Genomic DNA, 21,019 nt, shown 5'->3' on the forward strand with positions numbered 1-21,019 from the left:
CACCCGCTGCCTCAAGCGCTACATCGCCCGACAGCTCTACCGCACCATCACCACCCACCACCAAACCCCTTGACAACCCCACTCACAGATCAGCGGGACGGGGTGGGGGTGGGGGTGGGGGCGGTCGGGGTGCGGGCGGCCTGGCGGGTGCGGTGGGAGTGACGCAGGGCGTCGGCGGTGAAGACCACCAGGGCGAGCCAGACCAGGGCGAAACCGGCCAGCCGGGCCGGCGGCATCGGCTCGTGGAAGATCAGCACGCCGCAGCCGAGCTGGAGGATCGGCGCGAGGTACTGGAGCATGCCGACAGTGGACAGCGGCAGCCGGTTCGCCGCCCCGGCGAACAGCAGCAGCGGGATCGCGGTGGCGGCCCCCGCCAGCACCAGCAGCGCGGTGTGCCCGGCCGAGACGTGCCCGAACGTCGAGTCGCCGCGCGCCGACAGCCACCCCAGGTACGCCAGTGCGGGCAGCGCCAGCACCGCCGACTCGACGAACAGCCCTTCCGTGGCGGGTAGCGCGAGCTGCTTCTTGACCAGCCCGTACCCGGCGAAGCTGAACGCCAGGGTGAGCGCCAGCCAGGGCAGGCGGCCGTAGTCGACGGTGAGCACCGCGACCGCGAGCGCACCCACGCCGAGCGCCGCCCACTGGGCGCGGCGCAGCCGTTCCCGCAGCACCAGGACGCCGAACAGCACCGACACCAGCGGGTTGATGAAGTAACCGAGCGCCGTCTCCACGACCCGGTCGGAGTTCACGCCGTAGATGTACGTGCCCCAGTTGACCGCGATCAGCGCGGCGGCGAGCCCGATGCCGGCGAGCGCCCGGGGCCGCCGGGCCAGCTTGCGCAGGAAGCCGGCGTGCCGCGTGGCGGCCAGCAGCAACGCCACGAACGCCACCGACCAGAGGATCCGGTGCGCGAGGATCTCCACCGGCCCGGCCGGGCGTAGCAGCTTCAGGTAGATCGGGAAGAAACCCCAGATCAGGTACGCGCCGACGCCGTACAGGTAGCCGAGCCGGAGCTGGTTCACCGCTCCACCGTAAGTGGTGGATCCTTGTCTTGGTCCTTATCGGTGACCGGCGTCACCCGCTGATCCAGCTCCATCCACCGATCCGCTGCGACCGGCTTGAAGCCGATCTTCGCGTAGACCCCGTGCGCGTCGAGCGTGGCCAGCAGGATCCGGCGTACGCCCAGCTCGTTCAGGTGGTCGCGGACCGCGCCGGCCAGCCAGGTGCCCAGCCCGCTACCCCGCTCGGCCGGGTCCACGTACACGTCGCAGAGCCAGGCGAACGTGGCCCCGTCGGTGACCACCCGGGCGACAGCGACCTGCCGTCCGTCACCCGGCCGGTAGACGCCGAAGCCGATCGAGCCGGTGAACGCGCGCGCCACCGTCTCCCGCTCCCGCCCCAGCGCCCAGTACGCGTCGGTGGAGAGCCAGACGTGCACCCGGTCCAGGTCGATCCGATCCGGGTCGGTGCTGATCTCGTAGCCGTCCGCGCGGGTCAGGGTGAACACCCGGCCGAGGCTAGTACCCCCGGCCGGGGCCCTCGCCAGCCAATTCCCTGCTGCTGGCCTGGTGGCCCCGGCCGGCCGCGAAGGCGGCCGGCCGGGTCCGGTGTCAGTCGCGGTCGAGGACGGCGCCGAGGATCCAGGTGACGATGCCGACGAAGAGCGCGCCCAGCACCGCCTCCGGCCAGAACCCGTCCACGTGGAAGGGCAGTCCGGCCTCACCGGCGATCCAGCTGGTGAGCAGGAAGAGCAGGCCGTTCACCACGAGCGCGATCAGGCCGAGGGTCAGCAGGTAGAAGCCGCACCCCACGGTCTTGATGATCGGCTGGAGCACCGCGTTCACCACACCGAAGATGACCGCGACGAGCACCAGCGTGATCACCGTCTCGGTGGCCGAGTCGGAGTCGAGCGAGATGCCCGGGATGAGCAGGGTGGCGAGCCAGAACGCCACCGCCGTCGAACCCACGCGAATCAGAAGACCCTTCAGGAAATCCATGGCCGGGATCGTGCCACGGCCGTACCACCAGCGGAAGGCTCGACCTGGTACGCGGCGGTGCGGCTCGTCAGTGCCGGGCCGGGCGACCGACCAGTTGCGACTCGACAGGTGTGGGCGAGAGCAGCGCCCAGCGCAGGGCCCGCCGGTTGACCACAGCCACCATGTCGTCGCGGATCCGGGTGAGCCACTCGGCGGAGCCGCCCAGGCCCAGCGCCGCGCCCGCCAGCGCGGCCTCGTCCGGATCGAGCGGCTGGAGGATCGCCAGGTCGGCGCGGGCCAGCGCGGGCGTGTCGGCCGAGGTCAGCTCGTCGCGGACCACCAGCACCGACTGCCAGGCGGCTGCCGGTCCGGCCTCCGGCGGCACCGGGCCGGCGTCCACCACCACCAGCAGCGGGTGCAGCGGCGAGCCGGGCGCGCCACCGGCCGGACGGCCCGGCGGGAGCAGCGGTACGCCGCCGCCGACCGTCCCGACACCCCGCACGAACGGCTCCCAGAAGCGGGGGCGGCCGGTCTGCACCACCACGCGCGCGCCGAGCGCCAGCGCCCGCAGCACGAGCAGTTGCGCCGCGGGCACGCCGCCGACGAGCAGCACCCGGGTCGTAGCCGGGCGGAACAGGCGGACGGTGAGTGCGGCGCCGTGCCGGTTCGCGCCCACCATCAGGCCGGCGGCGGCCGAGGGCAGGTCCAGCGCGGGCGGAGGCGACCCGGCCGGGGACGCGGCCCCACCGGTCACCGCCAACGGCAGCGTGGCGGCCAGCCCGGCGAGGTGCTCACCGTCGAGCCGGCGCAACTCGCCGCCGACGTCACCGGCGATCCGGCGCAGCGTGCGTTCCGCCGTCGACAGCCCGGCCGCGCTCCCGGCCGCCACCCGTACCGCCAGCTCGGCCGGGACCGGCGCGGTGCCGGTGCGCGGACCGGCTGTGAGCGCGACTGTGGTGGCGGTCGCGGGCAGTGCGAGCAGGCGGCCCACCAGCCCCCGGGCCGCCTCGCCACGCGGATCCGGCCACCGGCGCAGTCGCCAGGTGGCCTGCGTCAAGCCACCGACAGTGAGCAGCGGCCAGGTCTCCCGTACCGGGGCTCCGGGCTCGTGGTGGGCAAGTTCGGCGATCACCCGCAGCGCCGCGTCGCCGCCCAGCGGCCGGGCGGTGAGCGGGCCGAGCCGGCGGACGAGTCGCCGCAGGGTGCCGGACAGTGCCCGCAACAGGTCCTCGTCCGGCCAGCCGTCTGCGCGCAGCACCTGGACGGCCAGCACCACCCGTGCCCGCGCGGCCACCCGCCCGTCGGTGAGCTGGCGGTACGACGTCCCGGCCGGACCGCCGGCAACCGCGGGCACCGGTGCGGGCGACGACGAGAACACCAGTTGCAGCCGGATCGCGGGGGCGTCCGGACCGGCCGGGGGAAGCAGGTCGAACGGCGTGGGCAGCTCGTGCGCGTGGTCGCCGAGCAGGTCGTCCGGGTCGCCCAGCTCCAGGAGGGCGGTCAGCCCGGCGGCGTCGTGCAGCACGGCCGCCCCGCCGGACGCCTCCGTCGCGCCGACCACCGAGCCCGGCCGGAGCAGCCCCAGCAGCGCCGCCGGATCGGCCGCCGGTGGCAGGGCGCGCCGCCGCGTCACGTACGCGGCAGCGGTGACGAGCCACTCGTGCAGCCAGCGGCCGCGCACCCGGACCCACGCGGCCGGCAGCAGCAGGGCCGCCGACAGCAGCGCGACGGCCGTCGGCACGACACCCCGCCCGGCGGCTGCGACCAGCACCGCCGCCGCGACCTGGGTGGCCACGATCTGGCCGGCGCGCAGTCGAGCGGTCGGACGACTCGTCCACTGTGGCGTGCGGACCGGGACGGACGCGGGCCGCTCGGACGTGCTCGCGGTCACCGCACCTCCTCGCCGGGCCTCCGCGTGACGCTGCCGTGGCTCATCGTAGTGGGCGGGTTGTCCACAGGGGAGCCCGAGGGGGTAGCAGAACCGGAGTCGGGCGGCTACCGTCAGCGACGAAATCGTCGAGTTGCGTGTCCGCCGCCACCGGGCTTCCCCCTCCACCGGCCCCGGACCCCCGCCGACGAGTCCACGGTGGTCACACGGTGGCCAGCCACGACCGAGGAGACGAGGTGACGTCCGGGATGTCCCAGACCCAGGCAGAAGCCGCGGTGATGCAGCAGACCGCCGCGAAGTTCGAGCAGGTCGACCAGTCGCTCCAGACCATGCTCAGCGGCCTGATGGCCGAGCTGGAGGTGTTGCAGCAGGCCTGGCGGGGTGCCGGTGGGCGCTCGTTCGCGCAGGTCAAGCAGCAGTGGGCGCAGGACCAGGCCGCCCTTCAGCGGGCGCTGCGCGAGACCGCGACCGCGATCCGCAGCGCCGGCCGCCACTACGACGTCTCCGACACCGAGGCCGCCGGCCGGGTGGCGGGCACCAACCGCGGCATCCAGCTGCCGCTCTGACAACCGGAAGGATCGAATCCATGGAGCACGGTGTGCTGGTCGTCAACTTCGCCGCCCTGCAACAGGCGGGCGCCGACATCCAACGGGCGCTGTCCACGCTGGAGAGTCAGCTCGGTCAGCTCGAACGCGACGCCGCCCCGCTGGTGGCGAGCTGGAACGGCGAGGCCCGCGAGGCGTACGAGGTGCGGCAGTCCCGGTGGCGGGCCGCCTCGCAGGACCTCCAGGCGATGCTGCGTGACATCAAGCTCGCCGTCGAGGACTCCGCGACCGACTACCTCGACACCGAGAAGCGCAACGCCAACCTGTTCCAGTGAACCGACGCCGCGCGGCCCGGGCAGGTGACCCGGGCCGCGCGGCGTCGCGCGTGGCCGGCGATCAGCTCGGAACTGCCGGGTCCGCCGCCCGCCAGCGCCTGCGTGCGCCGCGCGGCAGCACCAGGGCGAGCGCCGCCACCAGTGCCACCGCCCCGCCCGCGACGGCGGCGGCCAGCAGCGCCCGGTCCCGGGCCGTGTCCCGGCGGGACTGGCGGGCCAGCGCGGCCGGATCGGGCCGCTCGGCGGGAAGCGCCGCCCCCGGCCGGGTGCGGGAATCGGTCGCGCCGGCCGACTCGGTCACCGCCCGGTACGGGTTGAGCACCCCCGCGCCGTAGCCCGCGTCCCGCCCGGGCGCCGGGTCGGCGGCGGCCACGATCAGGCCGGCCACCTCGGCCGCGCTCAGCCGGGGCCGGTACTGGCGCAGCAACGCGGCAGTACCCGCCACGAACGGAGTGGCGTAGCTGGTCCCCTCCGCCCGCTGGTGGCCCGACCTGGGCGCCGCCATCAGCACCTCGCTACCAGGGGCGACCACGTCCACGTACGAGCCGGTCTGGGAGAACGCCGACCGTGTCCCCTCCCGCCCGATCGCGCCGACGCCGAGCACCCCGTCGTACGCCGCCGGGTAGGGCCGGGGATCCCCGTTGTCGTGCAGGTTGCCGGCGGCGGCCACCACCACCACGTCCCGCCGCACCGCGTAGGCGACGGCGGCGCGTACGGCCGGGTCGTCCGCGTACAGCACGACCGAGAGGTTGAGCACGTCGGCGTCGTGGTCCACGGCCCAGCGGATGGCCCGGGCGAACCCGGCCGCGTCGACGGTACGCCCCGACTCCCGCCCGTCGACCACCTGCTGCTCGCTCACCCGTACCGGCAGGATGCGTGCGTCCGGCGCGAGGCCGCGGAACGCGACGCCGGGCTGCGGCGCGGCGGCGATGATGCTCGCCACCCCGGTGCCGTGCCCGGCGCAGTCCCGGGTGCCGTCCCCGCTCCGATCGAGGAAGTCGGCGCCGTCGAGGACGCGACCGGCCAGCTGCGGGTGGGACCGGTCCACTCCCGAGTCGACGACCGCGACCACGACCCCGGCCCCCGTTGCGAGGGGGGTGAGCCGTTCCGGGGCGTACCGCTGCTGCGGCCACGGCTGGTCCGCCACCGGGCGGGCCGGCGCGGGCGGCGAGGCGCAGCCGGCGGGTGCGCGAGCCGTCGCCGGAGCGGCCGGAGCCCCGGCGACGAGGAGCGTCGCCAGGGCGGCCACGACGGGGTACGCGACTGGCCGAGACATCGACGACCTCCGTAACGTGTCGGCTCCGGAACGGGATGTTAGCGGCTCACTCACGTCGGGGCCGACCGTCGATGGCCAGAAGTCCTGATCTTGCTGCCACCTTGTAGGTTGTATGCGATGCCTGTGGCCTGTTCGCGGAAGGAGAGGTGGCCGTGACCGGATGGGAGCCGGCCACCGAGGCCGAGGTGGCGATGCGGGACGCGCTGCGCGCGCAGGACCAGCAGCAGTACTTCCGTGCGCTGACCCGCGTCGATCTCTTGCTTCCGGTCGCGAGCGGACCGACCGCCGGGTGGGGCACCTGGACCTCCGGGGGTCGCACCCACGTGCTGGCCTTCACCTCCGTCGCCGCGCTGCGTGCGAGCCTGGGGGAGAACGCGGGCCCCACCCGCCGCGTCCCCTACCCGGACCTGGCGGCCGGCTGGCCGAACCCCGAGTGGTGGCTGGCGGTCAACCCCGGGCTGCCGATCGAGGGCTACCTGCCCGCCTGGTACGTGGCTCAGCTCTCCCGGGGCGACGTCCGGCTGCCCGGACGCACGATGGGCGCCCGGGCCCGGCTGGAACGGGTGGAGAACGCCACCCGGGGAGCCCGGAACACGGTGCCCGAGGCCGCGCCCCGCCCGCCCGCCGTTCCCGTCCCGCCGGCCACCGTCACCCCTGCTCGGGTGCCCCCTGCCGTCGTCCCGCCGGCCGCTGCTCCGCCTCCGGTCGTGCCGCCCCTTGCTGGTGCTGGTGCTGGTGCGCCGGGCCGGGACGAGCGGCTGATGGAGACCGACGAGCCGGCCACGGTGCCGATGCGGGCCGCCTCGGTCCTGGGACGGCGACTGCCCACCGTGCCGCCGCGCCGCCGAGCGGCGGACAGCGACGTCCCGAGCCGGACCACTTCCGGCGCCGAGGCGGATACGGACGCCCTCGACGGCTGGCTCACCGACCTGCGCCGCCGCCCGGACGAGCCGGACCCCTTCGCCGCCGCCCCGGCGGCACCGGCCGACGAGCCGCCGGCCGCCTCCGCTCCGCCGCCGGCCCGCTCCTTCTTCGAGCCCTCGTCCGGTGGCCGCTCGGCCCGGCGCCCGTCGCCGCTGGACCCGTCGCGCCGGGCCGGCGACCGGGCCACCCCACCGACCCGGTTCGCCGGCGGGCAGCCGTTCCCGCGCCGACGGCCGCTGAACGAGCCGGTACGCGAGGGTCCGACCCACGCGTTCGCGGCGCGGCCGGACGAGCCGCCAGTGCCCCGGCCGGACGAGGCGACGCAGGCGTTCCGGCCGACCCGCCCGCCCGAGGACGCCACCGAGGCGCTGCCCCGCCGTCACGCCGGACCGGCAGACGCGGGAACGGCTGCGGCGACGCACGCCGGACCGGCCGTGGCAGCCCACGCCGGACCGGCCACTGCTGACGGATGGAGGGCCGCGCCGGGCGGCACCGAGGACGAGACCACGCGGTGGGAGACGATCGACGAGCCGGCGGAGGAACTGCCTCCGTCGATCGCCGAACCGGTCTCCGCGCCGCCCGCGCCGCGCCGCGACTTCACACCCATCGTCATCGAGGGCACCGTCATCGAGGCCCGCGACCTGACCGAGCCCGCGCCGCTCTGGTCCGCGCAGCCGGCCGGTCCGGTACGCGCGGAACCGGCCGAGGGCGCGGCCACGCCCTGGGCCGGAACCACCGACCCGACGATGCCGCTCTCCGTGGACCCGCCGGTCGCAGACGACACGGTGAACCTCACCGAGCCGACGCCGGCCCGTACCGGGGCCACCGCCGCGACGGACCGGAGTACGCCACCCGACGAGCCGACCGTGTCGCTCGGGTCGGAGTCCGAGCCCACGACGTCGCTGTTCGAGCCGCCGCCCCCGGCAGGCGAGGCCACCGCGCCGCTGTTCGCGTCGTCGTCGGCGTCGTCGGCCGAGCCGACGGTCTCGTTGTTCGATCGGGTTTCGACCGAGTCGACCGCGCCGCTGGCCGGTCCGGATGGGGCCGAGCCGACGGTCTCGCTGTTCGATCCGGCCCCGACCGAGCAGACCGCCCCGCTGTTCGACCGGGCACCGGCGGAGCCGACCGTGTCGTTGTTCGATCCGGTGCCGTCCGAGTCGACGACGTCGCTGTCGGACCTCGCGCCGGACGACCCCACTGCGCCACTGACCAGCCCGCCGGCCGAGCCGACCGCGTCGCTGTCCGACCCCGTGCGGGCGGAACAGCCGACCGTGTCCCTCTTCGAGCCGGCGACCGGCGACGAACCGGTCACCACGTCGCTGTTCGCGCCTGGTGAGCCGACCGTGGCGCTGTCCACGCAGGCGCCGGACACGGCGGGGCCCGCGGCCTCCGAAACGATGGATGAGCCGCCGTCAGGCGACGAATCGGCCGCCGAGTTCGTACCGGCGAACGACGTCGAGGAGGACCTGCTGGCCGCCGCGGGCAGCGGCAGCACCGACGGCTTCCTCACCACCCTGCTGCTGGCCCGGGTGCTGCTGCCGGTCGCGCCCGACTCGGCCACCGGCAGCCGGCCGGGTGACCCCGGCTTCGTCTGGCACGCCGACCAGGTCGACGGCGGGAGGTGCGTCTCGGTCTACACCTCGCCGGAACGCCTGGCCGAGCACACCGAGGGCCAGATCGAGACGGTACGGGTCAAGTTCGTCCAGCTCATCCGCAGGTGGCCGGACGTGGCGTGGTCGTTCCGGGTCAACCCGGGCAGCCCGGTCGGCGCGACGTACCCGGGGGAGCAGGTCCTCGCGCTCGCCAACTGGGCGGCCGAGGTGGGCCTCGGCGACGACCCGGAGCCGGCCGCCGCGCCGCAGCAGGCGGAGCGACAGCGTCCGGAGGCGCCCACGAACACTGCGGACCGGCCCGTGACCATGCAGAAGGCGATCGCGGCGAGCCAGCTCGCGTACTACCTGGAGCGTGGCTACGACCGGGTCTCCGGATTCGTGCACCGGGCCGGGGAACTGGCACACCTGCGTACCCCGGCGGAGCTGTACCGCGCGCTCGGCCTCGGCCACCCCGGTTCGCCGTTCTCCCCGGACGACGACGAGATCTACCTGCTGCGCTGGCCCGCCTACCGGCCGAGCCTCTACCGGATCCCGTACGGCGGCCCGAACGAGGCGGCGATGCGGGCGATGGAGGGCTGGGTGATCGAGCGGTCCCCGTTCCGCGGCAACGGCTTCGCGCCGGGGGAGAGCAGCGACGTGATCGCCGAGTTCAAGGTGGACAGCGCCCGGCTCCCGCACGGCGCCGAGCTGTGGCGGGTCGGCTCGGACGGTGACAGCAGGCTGGTCGCGGTCCTGGACACCGACGAGCTGCTGTGGCGGAAGGCGGGCGAGGCGTGAGCCGCGACGGCTACGTGGCCCGCTGGCGGGGGCGGGAGTACCAGGCCAGCCCAGACGGCGACGACATCCGCCTGTACCAGCCCGGCCCGGACGAGGGATTCACCGAGGTGCGCCCCGGCCGATACGTCCGGGTGGTGCCGGCCGCCGAGGTCGACGATCTGGCGTACGTGCGGACCACCTGCACCTGGCAGGGCCAGCCGTTCATCGTGCTGGCCGAGCACGAGGGCTGGCTGCGGCTGGAGTACACCGGCGGGCGCTGGCCGGTGGCCGAGGCGATGGGGCTGGAGGCGTTCGACTTCGGCGTCTACCAGGGCTGGGCGCCGGCGGCCGAGGTGGCCGACCTGGGCGAGCAGCGGGTCTGAGTCAGGACTTCGCCCAGCGCAGGATCTCGCCGAGCACCACGTCCCGGGCCTCCACGTGCGGGAAGTGGCCCACGTCGTCGAGCAGCCGCCACTCGTACGGGGCGGTGACGTAGCGGCCGGAGCCCTGGGCGGTACGGGGGAGCGAGGCCCGGTCGAGCGCGCCGTGCAGTTGCAGGGTCGGCGTGACCAGCGGCTTCTGCATCAGCTTCACGAAGCGGTAGCCGTGCAGCCGCAGCACGGAGCGGAACGCCCAGCGGTAGCCCTCCATCGCGCAGAACGCGGCCTGCGGGATCTGCATCGCCACCCGGCAGCAGTGGGCGTAGTCGGCGAAGTCCGGGCCGGACACCCAGCGCGGGCCACCCCACCGGCGCAGGATCTCCTCCACCTCGGCGGCGCCGTCCCGGGCCAGTACGTGCTCGTAGCGGGGGAGCTGGAACTTCAGCGTCGCGGTGGCCGAGGTGAACTGGCCGCGCGGGTCGGCGAAGATGGCTGCCCGCAGCCGCAGCGGATGCGGCGCGCCGAGCACCACGAGCCGCCGGACCAGGGTCGGGTGGAAGGAGGCGGCGGTCCAGCCGATGAGCCCGCCCGCGCCGGTGCCGACCACGGTGGCCGACCGCTCACCGAGTGCCCGGATCAGGCCGGCGACGTCGGCGGCGAGCGTGTAGCCGTCGTACCCCCGGGGTGGCTTGTCGCTCGCACCGTAACCGCGCAGGTCGACAGCGACCGCGCGGAAGCCCGCGTCGGCGACCGCGGGCAGCATCTCGCGCCAGGCGTACCAGTATTCGGGGAAGCCGTGCAGGAAGAGCACCATCGGGCCGGTGCCCGCCTCGACGACGTGGAACCGGCTGCCGTTGGCGCCGACGAACCGGTGCGTCCACGGCCCTTCGGGCAGGACGCAGGACTCGTCGACGGGTCCGCCGCGCTGGTCGGTCATGGGGCACAGCCTAGGGCCGCCGGTCACCCACCGGCCCCGCAGGTGACCAGGATCAGGGATTTCTCCGGGCGGTCACCCGGAACCGCATACCCGGCCGCCCGCCGGGTGCGTGAGGGCGCCGATACCGCCTGTCACTCCTCGATGATCCGCATCGGGATGCCGGGTCCGCAGTCGACGGAGCGGTCCCGCGCGGTGAGCCGCAGCGTGACCAGGTCGCCCTTGCGCAGCTCGCCGGCGTTCGGGCCGTACACCGCGTACTCCGTGCCGTTCTCGTCCATCAGCCCGTAGCACGGCCCGGGACCGCCCCGGGTGATCCAGCCGGCGACGACGCCCGTGGGCCGGTTGTCAGTCGGTCTCTTCGGCGGGCCGGCGGGCCGGCGCAGCGTCGGCAGGTCGGTGGCGGACAGCGGCGTGGGGCGGCCGGCGGGCGAGGCGGGGCCGCTCGCGGCCGGCTGGTGGTCGTCGGACACGGATCCTCCGTCTCGGCCGCGCCGGCGATCAGCGCCATCGCGGAGCGGCCGGCAGCGTGGTGCGGGTGTCGAACGGATGGGACGCGGGTGGGGTACGCCGGGTTCCCCGGAAAGGGCGATGCCCGGGCGGGTGAACCGCCCGGGCATCGCGTGGTGCGTCGATCAGTGGATCAGGAGAAGCGGACCTTCACCGAGGTGCCGTTCTGCTCCAGGACCTTGATCTTGGTGCCGGTGGCCGGGAGCTTGACGCCGTGGTTCGGCAGCTCCGGGTACCAGTACTGCTTGGTGTCGTCGAACAGCGGCTGCGCCGCCTGGCCGCGGATGTACTGCGGCTGGCTGTTGAGGTGCAGCGTGAACGAGTCGGCCTTCTTCAGGCTGAACGGCGCGTCGTAGACCTGGACGCGGGCCCGCCAGGGCTGCCCGGTCAGGTTGTAGATCGGCCGCGGGTGCGCGTCGATGATCATGTTCCGACCCTCACCCGGGTGCGCGAACGTGTCGTTGTCCGCGAACCGGAGGTTCCAGTAGGAGATCAGCAGACCCTCCTGGTACGCGTAGTGGTCCACGTAGTCCGGGCGGGTGTTCGCGTAGCCGAAGAAGTACGGGCCGGTCTTGAGGTACTTGTCGTACGAGACGTACGACCGGTTGCCGGCGATGTAGTAGTTGTCGAACTTACGGGTGTAGGTTTCCTCGACGATGCTGAAGCCGCTGAGGGTCCAGCCGTTCGCACCGGCCTCGGCGCCGTCGGTGAGCACCGTCTGGCCGTCGGCGGTCACGGTGATCGCGTCACCGTAGAAGCCGCCCTCGGAGACACCGCCGTCCGTCTGGTAGCGGAGCCGGAACTGCGCGACCTTGCCGGCGACCGCGTCCATCGGGATGTTGACGTCGACCCACTGGTCGTTGCTGGAGCCGTCCAGGGCGTAGCGCCCGGGGGAGATCTCCTTCAGCGGGGCGCCGTTGGCCGTACCGGCCAGCGAGGTCCAGGTCTGGCCACCGTCGGTGGACGCCTCGAAGAACAGGTAGTCGTAGTCCGCCTCGATGCTGTAACGACCCTTCATCGACAGCGCGGCGCTGGTCTTCCCGGTGAGGTCGACAGTGCGCGTCATCGTGTTGTTCAGGTCGTCGTCGTTGCCCGAGAAGAACTGCTTCGTACCCTCGAACGGCTTGCCGTTCTGGAACGTGTACTCCCGCTGCGGCAGCACCACCACGGCGGCCTGGGCCTTGTTGGAGTTGTACTCCTGCGGGCCCAGCTCCAGGGTGCGCTTCTGCCCGGCCACGACAACCTCGTAGTCGAGCCAGCCGAGCTGGAGCTTGTTCCAGGCGCCGAGGTCGCCACCGCGCTCGCCGATGCCGCCGTCGTTCTTGGCGCCGAGCCGGCTCTGGGCCATCAGGGTCCAGTGCTCGTTGTTGTTGTCCCCACCGCTGACCACGTTGTAGTCGTCCGGCAGACCGAGGTCGTGGCCGTACTCGTGGTAGAAGACGCTCCGGCCACCGTTCTCCGGCTGGATGGTGTAGTCACCGATCCAGACGCCGGTGTTGCCGATCTGGGTGCCGCCGGCCGGGAAGTTCTCCGGGCCGGTGTTGCCCTGGTCGCTGGCGAAGGCGTACCACCGGTGGCTCCAGATGGCGTCCTCACCCTGGTACGGGTCACCGTCGGCCTGGTCGCCGCCGGCGTGGACGATCTGGAAGTGGTCGATGTAGCCGTCCGGCTCGTTGAAGTTGCCGTCGCCGTCGAAGTCGTACCGGTCCCACTCGTCCATCGCCTTGACGTCCGCGGCGATCTCCGCGTCGGAGCGGCCCTGCGCCTTCTGGTCGGCGACCCACTGGTTGGCGGCGTCGCGGACCAGCGCCCAGGTGTTGGTGCAGACGTTCGAGGCGCACGGGTAGCCGTCGGAACGGCCGTAGCGGGCCTCGTTGTACCGCACCCTCACCCAGTTGGTGACCTCGCCGTCGACGCTGTACCGACCCGAGGACTGGGCCTCGTAGTACTGCTTCACCGACTCGTCACCGGGGGCGGTGCCGAAGTACAGCTTCCGGAAGTGGTCGGCGCTGTAGTCGGCCTGCCACACGGTGGAGTTGTCCACCGCCCGGTTGGGCTCCGGGATCTGGTTGACGCGCGGACCGTCGAACCGGGACGGGCCCGGGGTGTCCGGGTCGGTGTCCTGGTCCGGGTAGTTCGGGTGCCGCTCGTCGCCGAACTCCGCGAGGATGACGAAGATCTTGTCGGTCCGCTCGCGGGAGAGTTCGACGTACTGGTCCTTGGTCGGACCCTTGCCGGCCTTGGTGCTCTTGGCGGACCTGCCCGCCGCGGCACCTTCGGCAGCCCGCTCGCCGACCTTGACGACCGTGCTGCCGTTGATCTTCTGGGCCTTCGCCCTGCCGGACAGGACCTCGCTGAGGCCCTCCTGGCGCAGCGCGCGCCGCTTCTCCTCGAGCGGGTTGGGCAGGTCGTGCTCAGCCTGCGCAGGCTCGGCCACCGACGGGGCGGCGGCCGGCAACTTCGGCGTCGGCGCGGCGCTGGCGGACGTGCCTGCCACCAGTCCCGTCGCGGTCAGCGAAAGCCCGAGCAGACCCACTGCGACTTTGCGCACGTGGTACCTCCGGTGTGAGGGAACCGGCCCAACTGGGGGTACGGGCCGGTGGAACGTCCCACTAGTGGGACCAAGGGTGAACATAGACACTGCTGCGACTGGTGGGAAGATGTGTGCGTCGATTTGTAGCAACTTTTTGTTGGGGATGCTTTTCACCGTCACACGCCTGCCTGTCACCGAGCCGTTGACCAGCAGCGATGCCTGGATCATGGATTGCAGTGACAGTCATGGATTAAGCGGTAACGCGGAAGGGTCGGGGGCGCTCGCGCTCCCGACCCTTCCCCCATCGAGCCTGTTCAGCTCATTTTTCGGTCATTCCGGTTCCGGTTTGAACGTACGGTTCAGCTCCGCGGCGGAACCACGTACACAGTGGCGTACGAGTTGTCCTTGGCGGCCCGCTTGATGATGATCGAGACGCCGTACTGGACGCCCGCGTCACCCGGGTTGCCGGTGCCGAGCACGATCGCCCCGCCACCCAGCGTCGAACCGTAGTAGTCCGTCGCCGGGGTGCCGTCCGGGTTCACCACCCGGGTCGTGTACTGCTGGTTGCCCCGCGACGGGACGACCACCGAGGCGTCGTTGTCCCGCGCGTACGCGGCGCCGTCACGGATCTCGATGCCCGGGTACCAGCCCTTGGCGTCGGTGAAACCGCGCACCGGAGCCTGCGGGCCGAACTTCGTGCAGTACTCGCTGTACGGCTCGTCCGCCGCCTCCAGGCACTCCTTGAACGGGTACGTCGGCTTCAGGCCGAACGCGGCGTTGGAGGACTGCGGCCGGCTGGGCAGGTTCTTCAGCACCGACGGGTCCTTCTCGGCCGCGACGCCCTTGCGGCGCAGCGGGTCGTTGTGCGAGTCGACGATCAGCAGACCGCCCTTGGCGCCGTAGCTGGGCAGCGCGGTCATCTGCGCGGTGACGTGGTTGACGTCGCCGAGCTGGGTGTCCCGGTACCAGACCAGCATGCCCGGCGCGTTGTACGCGATCCGGTCGACCTTCCACGCCTCGTGCGAGTAGACGGTGTCGTAGGTGTACTTCAGGCCCTTGTCGAAGCCGTCGAAGTTACGCCACTCGGCCAGGTAGTAGTGCGACTTCACCTGGGTGCCCGAGTCGATGTACCAACCCGCGCCGCTGGTGTCGGTGAAGGTGCCACCGGTCTGGGTCCAGCCCGCCGCGCCGCTCTCCACGTCGTCGCTCCAGGTGGTGGCGCCGCCGCCGGTCACCGAGAAGTCGTCGGCGAACCAGCCGCGCTCCACGAACGCCTCGTCGGTGGCGTAGCGCAGCCGCACCTGCACGGTCTGCCCGGCGTACGACGACAGGTCGACGTAGTCGTGCCGCCACCCGTTCGTGCTGCCGGTCAGGCCGTACTTCTTGTTGCCGAAGTCGACCATGCGGCCGTTCGGGTCGGCGTAGCCGTCGTTGGTGGAGACCAGCGCGCCGCCCTCGGCGTACACCTTCTGCTCGCTCCAGGTGGCACCGCCGTCGGTGGAGACCTCGACGAAGCCGAAGTCCCAGTCCGCCTCGATGACGTAGTTGTTCCACATCCAGAACTTCGCATCAGCGGCGTTCGGGACGGTCACCGTGCGGCTGAGCTTGACGTCGGCCCAGTTCTGGTCGGCGCCGGAGTACCACATGTTCGAGCCGCTGTGCGGCGTGGCCAGCGAGATCACCTTGTCCGGCAGGTCGATCTTGATGCCGTCCTCGGTGCCGACCGGCGTACGTGACGTCTGCCCGAGCTTGACCAGCTTGGACCGGTCACCCGGGCCGAACGTCTTCGGCTCGGCCCAGCCGAGCACCCACTTGTCCCAGAGGCCCATGTGGGTGGGCAGCGCCTGGAAGATCTCGCCGGAGTGCGAGCCGGACGCCATCAGGTCCCAGAAGTCCACGTCGGAGTCGGCGTTGCCGGAGGTGTCGTAGAGGTCCGGCAGGCCCAGGTCGTGCCCGAACTCGTGGGCGAAGACGCCGACGCCGGCGTCCTCCGGCTGCACGATGTAGTTCGACACCTTCAGGTTGGTGCCCGGAATCGTGTAGCCACCGGTCACGGTCGACGAGTGCGCCCAGACCGAGTAGATGCCGACGTCGCCGCCGCCGCGGGACTTGCCCTGGTTGGCGTGCACCAGCACGAGGTGGTCGATCACGCCGTCCGGCTCGTGGTAGTTGCCGTCGCCGTCGCGGTCGCTCTGGTCCTCGATGTCGTAGTCGGCCCAGGGGAAGTTCGGGTCGGCCGCGGCCAGCGCGTCGATCGCGTCGGTGGCGAGCCGGCCGGCGCCCTGCGGGTTGTCCGGGTGGCCGTTCATCGACTGCTCACGCCCGGCGACCCAGTTGCCGTTCTCGTCCTGGAAGCAGCGCGAGGCGGCGTACCAGCCCTCCGAGTGCGGCACCGTGATCCACGGGCTGGCCTGCCCGTCCACTGTGTACGCGCCCTTGGACATCTCCAGGTACATGTTGTGCATGGTCCGCCCGGCGAGGCTGATGCCCGGCTTGCCGTCCGGCCCCTTCAGGTCCTTGCGGACCCGCTCGGTGATGCCCTTCTTGCTGTACAGCATCTTGTCGTAGTGGGCCGGAGAGAAGTCCGGCACCCACATCGAGTTGTTGTCCTTGTGCGGCAGCGTGGCCGGGTTCGGGATCGTGTTGTGCCGCGGCCCGTTCTGCACGGTGCCGGGAACGCAGGTGCGGTCCTCGAACACCGTCTTCGGGACCATCACGTCGGTGAAGTCGTCGTTGGCCTTGTCGTTGAACTCGACGAGCAGCGTCAGCAGCTTGGCGGTCTGTGTGCTCTTGGCCTTCTTGATCTTCCGAGGGCTGTGGCCGGTCCGGATGGACTTGGCCTCCAGCTTGGCCAGCTCGCGGGCCGCGATCGGGTTGCCCCCGGCGTACTTGCGGTCGTAGGCGCGGGCCTCGTCCGCCGGCGAGGAGAAGACGCCGTCGCGGCCCTTGACCTCCTTGCCGCCGGTGTCCGGCTGGACCTCGGGCTCGGCGTAGTTGATGTAGTGCTCGTCCGCCCCGATCGTGACCGGTGCGGAGCGGGCCGGCTGGGCCGCCGCGCTGCCCGTCACGGTCAGCGACGTGGCCGCGAGCGCGATGGCGGGCAGTGCGACGAGTAAGCGTCGCCGTGCCCTGTGCTGCGACATGGGGAGCATGCCACTCCGTTCGTAGGGAATGGTGGGGACCGGCCGTCTCAGTGACGCTCGTCGAAATCCGCCGGTTGGCTGAACGTAACCGACGACGAGCGACATCGACAGAGTTGATCAGGCCCTCTGGCCGATCAGGTCAGTCCCGGATCCCCCGATCGACCGGCGCGGATCCCGGATGCGACGAGGGGGCGGACCGTCCGGCGGCCCGCCCCCTCGTCGGTCGACGTCAGTCCTCGTCGGACTTCCCGCCGCTCATCCCCGACGAGATCAATTCCATGACCGAGGAGTCCTGGAGCGTGGTCACGTCGCCGAGCGACCGGTTCTCCGCCACGTCCCGCAGCAGCCGGCGCATGATCTTGCCGGAGCGGGTCTTCGGCAGCTCCGGCACCAGCATGATCTGCCGCGGCTTGGCGATCGGGCCGAGCGTCTTCGCCACGTGGTTGCGCAGCTCGGCGATGAGCTGTTCGCCCGCGTCACCGGAGATCTCCGCGCTGCCGCGCGGGATGGCGAACGCGACGATCGCCTGGCCGGTGGTCGGGTCGGTCGCGCCCACCACCGCCGCCTCCGCCACCGACGGGTGGCTGACCAGCGCCGACTCCACCTCCGTGGTGGAGATGTTGTGGCCGGACACCAGCATCACGTCGTCCACCCGGCCGAGCAGCCAGATGTGCCCGTCGTCGTCCTTCTTCGCGCCGTCACCGGCGAAGTAGACCCACTCGTCCCCGGTGTTCGCACCGGCGCCGAACCGGGACCAGTACGTCTCCAGGAACCGGTTGTCGTCGCCCCAGATCGTCCGCAGCATCGACGGCCACGGCTCCTTCAGCACGAGGTATCCGCCGCCGCCGTTCGGCACCGACTGGCCCTGGTCGTCGACCACGTCGGCGACGATGCCGGGCAGCGGGCTCATCGCCGAGCCGGGCTTCGCCTCGGTCACGCCGGGCAGCGGCGAGATCATGATGGCGCCGGTCTCGGTCTGCCACCAGGTGTCCACCACCGGCAGCTCGCCGCGGCCGACGTGCTGCCGGTACCAGATCCACGCCTCCGGGTTGATCGGCTCACCGACGCTGCCGAGCAGGCGCAGCGACGACAGGTCGTACCCGGCCGGGATGTCCTCGCCCCACTTCATCATGGTGCGGATCAGCGTCGGCGCGGTGTACAGGATGGTCACCTTGTACTTGTCGACGACCTCCCAGAACCGGCCCTTGTGCGGGGTGTCCGGCGTGCCCTCGTACATGACCTGGGTGGCGCCGTTGGAGAGCGGGCCGTACACGATGTAGGAGTGCCCGGTCACCCAGCCGATGTCGGCCGTGCACCAGTAGACGTCCGTCTCCGGCTTCAGGTCGAACACCGCGTGCGTGGTGTACGACGTCTGGGTCAGGTAGCCGCCGGTGGTGTGCAGGATGCCCTTCGGGCGGGCGGTCGTGCCGCTGGTGTAGAGGATGAACAGCGGGTGCTCGGCGTCGAACGCCTGCGCCTCGTGCTCCGGCGACGCCGTCTCCACCGTCTCGTGCCACCAGTGGTCCTTCGCCGACCAGGCGACCTCCTCACCGGTACGCCGGACCACCAGCACGTGCTCCACCGACGGGCAGTTCGCCACCGCCTCGTCCACCGTCGGCTTGAGCGCCGACGGCTTGCCCCGGCGGAAGCCGCCGTCCGCGGTGATCACCACCTTGGCGCTGGCGTCCTGGATCCGGTTGGTGAGCGCGTCGGCGGAGAAGCCGCCGAACACCACGCTGTGCGTGGCGCCGATCCGGGCGCAGGCGAGCATCGCCACCGCCGCCTCCGGGATCATCGGCAGGTAGATCGCCACCCGGTCACCGGCGGTCACGCCCAGCTCGGTCAGCGCGTTCGCCGCCTGACAGGTGAGCTTGTGCAGGTCGGCGTAGGTGACGGTACGGGTGTCGCCCGGCTCGCCCTCCCAGTGGATCGCCACCTTGTCGCCGAGGCCCGCCTCGACGTGCCGGTCCAGGCAGTTGTACGCCACGTTGAGCCTGCCCCCGGTGAACCACTTCGCGAACGGGGCGTTCGACCAGTCGAGCACCTGCTCCCACGGCTGGGCCCAGGCCAGCCGGCCGGCCTGGCGCTCCCAGAAGGCCAGCCGGTCCCCGGTCGCCTCCTCGTACGCCTCGGCGGTCACGTTGGCGTTCGCGGCGAGTTCAGCCGGCGGCGGGAACTGGCGCGTCTCGTTCAGCAAGTTGGCCAATGCCTCGCTCATGCGGTGACTCCTTCGTCGCGTGACCTGCGTCTCCTACTCCGGGGAAGGTTAGCCCCGCCGTACCCCGCTCGCGACCGCCCGGCCCCTCACCGCGCGCCCAGTGGCCCTTCCCTCGCGCCGAGGTGTAAGGAAGGGCACCTTATTAACGCCTCCGGTAGAGGAAGGGCCCCTTATTAACAACCCCCGGCTTGGGCGGAGCCCGGCGGTCGCTAGCGTGACGGGGTGACCACCGATCCGCTCGCCCCGCTGCTCGCGCTCGCCGACGTCGCCACCGCCGTCGAGCAGGCCCGCGAGCGGGTCGACCTGGCCCACCGGCACCGCGCGCTGCGCCGCCAGGGCGGCCAGGTCGCCGCCGAGGTCAGCCTCCGCTCGGCAGTGGCCAGCGCCGCGCTCGAGGGCCGCGTCCACGACCGCGAGGAGGTACGCGCCGGCACCGTCACCGACCCGGTGCTCCAGGGCGCGCTCCGGGTCGCCGGGGCGCTGCCCGGGCTGAGCGACCTCTGGCCCAAGGCCCCCCGGCAGGTGATGGCCCGGCTGCACGTGCTCGCCGCCCGCGACGTGGTGACCGAGGAGGAACTGGGCCGCCCGGTCGCCGACCCGGTGGTCGCGGCCCGCCTCGACGGCCTGGCCGCCCTCGTCGCCGGCGGCACCAAGGTGCCACCGCTGGTGCTGGCCGCCGTCGTACACGGCGAGCTGCTGAACCTGCGCCCGTTCCCGGGCCCGTCCGGGGTGGTGGCCCGTGCCGCCGCCCGGCTGGTGCTGATCTCCACCGGGTTCGACCCCCGCGGGCTGGTCGCGGTGGACGTCGGGCACCGTGAGCGCGAACCGGAGTACGTGGGAGCGGCCGGCGCGTTCGCCACCGGCACGCCCGACGGCCTGCGCTCCTGGCTGCGGCACTACATGAGCGCGGTGGAGGTCGGCGCCGACCAGATCACGCTGATCGGCGACGAGATCCTCGCCGCGTCCTGACGCGCGCGGGGTGTCAGGCGGTGGGTGCTGCGGCGCGGGTGCGCCGGTGCCGGCCGTACCAGGCGATGCCGATGGCCACGCCGACGCCCACGCCGAGCGCCGCCGCCGCGACCGGCACCGCCGGTCGCTCGCGCAGCCGGCGGCCCAGCGGGATCGGGTGCCGGAACTCCAGCACCGGCCACGCGTTCTCCACCGCCAGCTTGCGCAGCGCCCGGTCCGGGTTGACCACCGTCGGATGCCCCACGCACTCCAGCAGCGGCCGATCGGAGTACGAGTCGGAGTACGCGTACGAGTCGGCCAGGTCGTAGTCCCGCTCAAGAGCCAGTTCGCTGACCGCCTCGACCTTGCTCGGACCGGCCGCGTAGAACTCGACCTCGCCGCTGTACCGGCCGTCGACCACGCCCATCCGGGTGGCGATCACGTCGGTGATCCCGAGCAGCTCGCCGATCGGCCGGACCATCTCGTCGCCCGACGCGGAGACCAGCACCACGTCCCGCCCGGCGGCCTGGTGCTCCTCGATGAGGGCGGCCGCTTCGGCGTACACGTAGGGGTTGATCAGTTCGTGCAGTGTCTCCGCGACGATCTGGCGGACCTGTTCCACCGGCCAGCCCTTGCAGAGCGTGGCCAGGTAGTCCCGGGTGCGGGCCATGGTCTGCTCGTCGGTGCCGCCCAGCCGGAACATCAACTGCGCGTACGCCGACTTGACCACGTCACGCCGGGTGATCAGCCCGTCCCGGTAGAACGGCCGACCGAACGCCAGGGCGCTCGACTTGGCGATGACGGTCTTGTCGAGATCGAAGAAAGCGGCGCTGCGGCCCACGGCGCGAAAGTCTAGCCCGACGGAAGGCGCGGAGGCGTCCGCCCGGGTCGCGAAAGCCGATGAGCACCCGGTGGAGTGACGGCGGTCACAGGCAGCTATCGATGAATTTAGCTTTGCGTGGAGTGAACAACACTCGACGTATAAGGGTCGACTGCGGCATGCTTGTCCTCGCGGCGGGAGTTCGCAGACCCGGCGCCGA

At 72.3% G+C, this 21,019-nt stretch carries 16 protein-coding genes; 5 read left to right on the top strand and 11 right to left on the bottom strand.

Going from position 1 to position 21,019, the window contains the following annotated elements; all coding sequences use genetic code 11:
• Positions 1–89: 89 nt before the first annotated feature.
• The 4 genes from rarD to eccE all read right to left on the bottom strand — a co-directional run bounded on the left by rarD (position 90) and on the right by eccE (position 3,867).
• On the bottom strand, positions 90–1,022 hold the full coding sequence (rarD, locus tag FB455_RS27130) for an EamA family transporter RarD (protein ID WP_145755282.1): 933 nt from the start codon (positions 1,020–1,022) through the stop codon (positions 90–92).
• Complete coding sequence (locus tag FB455_RS27135) at positions 1,019–1,507, bottom strand: GNAT family N-acetyltransferase (protein WP_013283622.1); 489 nt, start codon at positions 1,505–1,507, stop codon at positions 1,019–1,021. The genes rarD and FB455_RS27135 overlap by 4 nt, the downstream gene beginning before the upstream one ends.
• A gap of 103 nt (positions 1,508–1,610) precedes the next feature.
• A complete protein-coding gene (locus FB455_RS27140) occupies positions 1,611–1,997 on the bottom strand; it encodes a phage holin family protein (protein ID WP_013283623.1) in 387 nt (128 codons plus the stop codon).
• Between the two features lie 67 nt (positions 1,998–2,064).
• Entirely contained in the window at positions 2,065–3,867 is a 1,803-nt protein-coding gene (eccE, locus tag FB455_RS27145; RefSeq protein WP_145755283.1) for a type VII secretion protein EccE, read from the bottom strand.
• 245 nt (positions 3,868–4,112) lie between these two features.
• On the opposite strand from eccE, the gene FB455_RS27150 reads away from it, so the two are divergent.
• Both FB455_RS27150 and FB455_RS27155 read left to right on the top strand, forming a co-directional pair.
• On the top strand, positions 4,113–4,430 hold the full coding sequence (locus FB455_RS27150) for a WXG100 family type VII secretion target (protein ID WP_018787788.1): 318 nt from the start codon (positions 4,113–4,115) through the stop codon (positions 4,428–4,430).
• A gap of 20 nt (positions 4,431–4,450) precedes the next feature.
• Complete coding sequence (locus FB455_RS27155) at positions 4,451–4,744, top strand: WXG100 family type VII secretion target (RefSeq protein WP_013473567.1); 294 nt, start codon at positions 4,451–4,453, stop codon at positions 4,742–4,744.
• 61 nt (positions 4,745–4,805) lie between these two features.
• Here FB455_RS27155 and mycP read toward each other — a convergent pair whose 3' ends face one another.
• On the bottom strand, positions 4,806–6,020 hold the full coding sequence (gene mycP / locus FB455_RS27160) for a type VII secretion-associated serine protease mycosin (RefSeq protein WP_145755284.1): 1,215 nt from the start codon (positions 6,018–6,020) through the stop codon (positions 4,806–4,808).
• Positions 6,021–6,172: 152 nt separating this feature from the next.
• On the opposite strand from mycP, the gene FB455_RS27165 reads away from it, so the two are divergent.
• Positions 6,173–9,334: an SseB family protein gene (locus FB455_RS27165; protein ID WP_145755285.1), complete on the top strand. Its 3,162-nt coding sequence runs from the start codon at positions 6,173–6,175 to the stop codon at positions 9,332–9,334.
• A complete protein-coding gene (locus FB455_RS27170; protein ID WP_013283629.1) occupies positions 9,331–9,696 on the top strand; it encodes a hypothetical protein in 366 nt (121 codons plus the stop codon). The genes FB455_RS27165 and FB455_RS27170 overlap by 4 nt, the downstream gene beginning before the upstream one ends.
• Before the next feature lies 1 nt (position 9,697).
• Here the strand turns inward: FB455_RS27170 and FB455_RS27175 are convergent, their stop codons facing one another.
• The 5 genes from FB455_RS27175 to acs all read right to left on the bottom strand — a co-directional run bounded on the left by FB455_RS27175 (position 9,698) and on the right by acs (position 19,031).
• Entirely contained in the window at positions 9,698–10,630 is a 933-nt protein-coding gene (locus FB455_RS27175; RefSeq protein WP_013283630.1) for an alpha/beta fold hydrolase, read from the bottom strand.
• Between the two features lie 131 nt (positions 10,631–10,761).
• Positions 10,762–11,100 (bottom strand): hypothetical protein, encoded by a 339-nt coding sequence (locus tag FB455_RS27180; RefSeq protein WP_013283631.1) that lies wholly within the window; start codon positions 11,098–11,100, stop codon positions 10,762–10,764.
• Between the two features lie 170 nt (positions 11,101–11,270).
• Positions 11,271–13,673, bottom strand: coding sequence for an immune inhibitor A domain-containing protein (locus FB455_RS27185; protein WP_041798763.1), 2,403 nt, complete (start codon positions 13,671–13,673; stop codon positions 11,271–11,273).
• A 356-nt stretch (positions 13,674–14,029) separates the two neighbouring features.
• Entirely contained in the window at positions 14,030–16,813 is a 2,784-nt protein-coding gene (locus FB455_RS27190) for an immune inhibitor A domain-containing protein (protein WP_225319751.1), read from the bottom strand.
• Positions 16,814–17,042: 229 nt separating this feature from the next.
• The gene (acs, locus tag FB455_RS27195; RefSeq protein ID WP_030274493.1) at positions 17,043–19,031 is read right to left on the bottom strand and encodes an acetate--CoA ligase; all 1,989 of its coding nucleotides are present in this window, start codon (positions 19,029–19,031) and stop codon (positions 17,043–17,045) included.
• Positions 19,032–19,253: 222 nt separating this feature from the next.
• Here acs and FB455_RS27200 point away from each other — a divergent pair, with 222 nt between their 5' ends.
• Positions 19,254–20,000 (top strand): Fic family protein, encoded by a 747-nt coding sequence (locus tag FB455_RS27200; protein ID WP_013283635.1) that lies wholly within the window; start codon positions 19,254–19,256, stop codon positions 19,998–20,000.
• A gap of 13 nt (positions 20,001–20,013) precedes the next feature.
• Here FB455_RS27200 and FB455_RS27205 read toward each other — a convergent pair whose 3' ends face one another.
• Positions 20,014–20,820, bottom strand: a complete 807-nt coding sequence (locus FB455_RS27205; protein ID WP_013283636.1) for an HAD family hydrolase — start codon at positions 20,818–20,820, stop codon at positions 20,014–20,016.
• Between the last annotated feature and the right edge of the window lie 199 nt (positions 20,821–21,019).

It is taken from the genome of Micromonospora sp. CNZ296 (genome assembly GCF_007827635.1).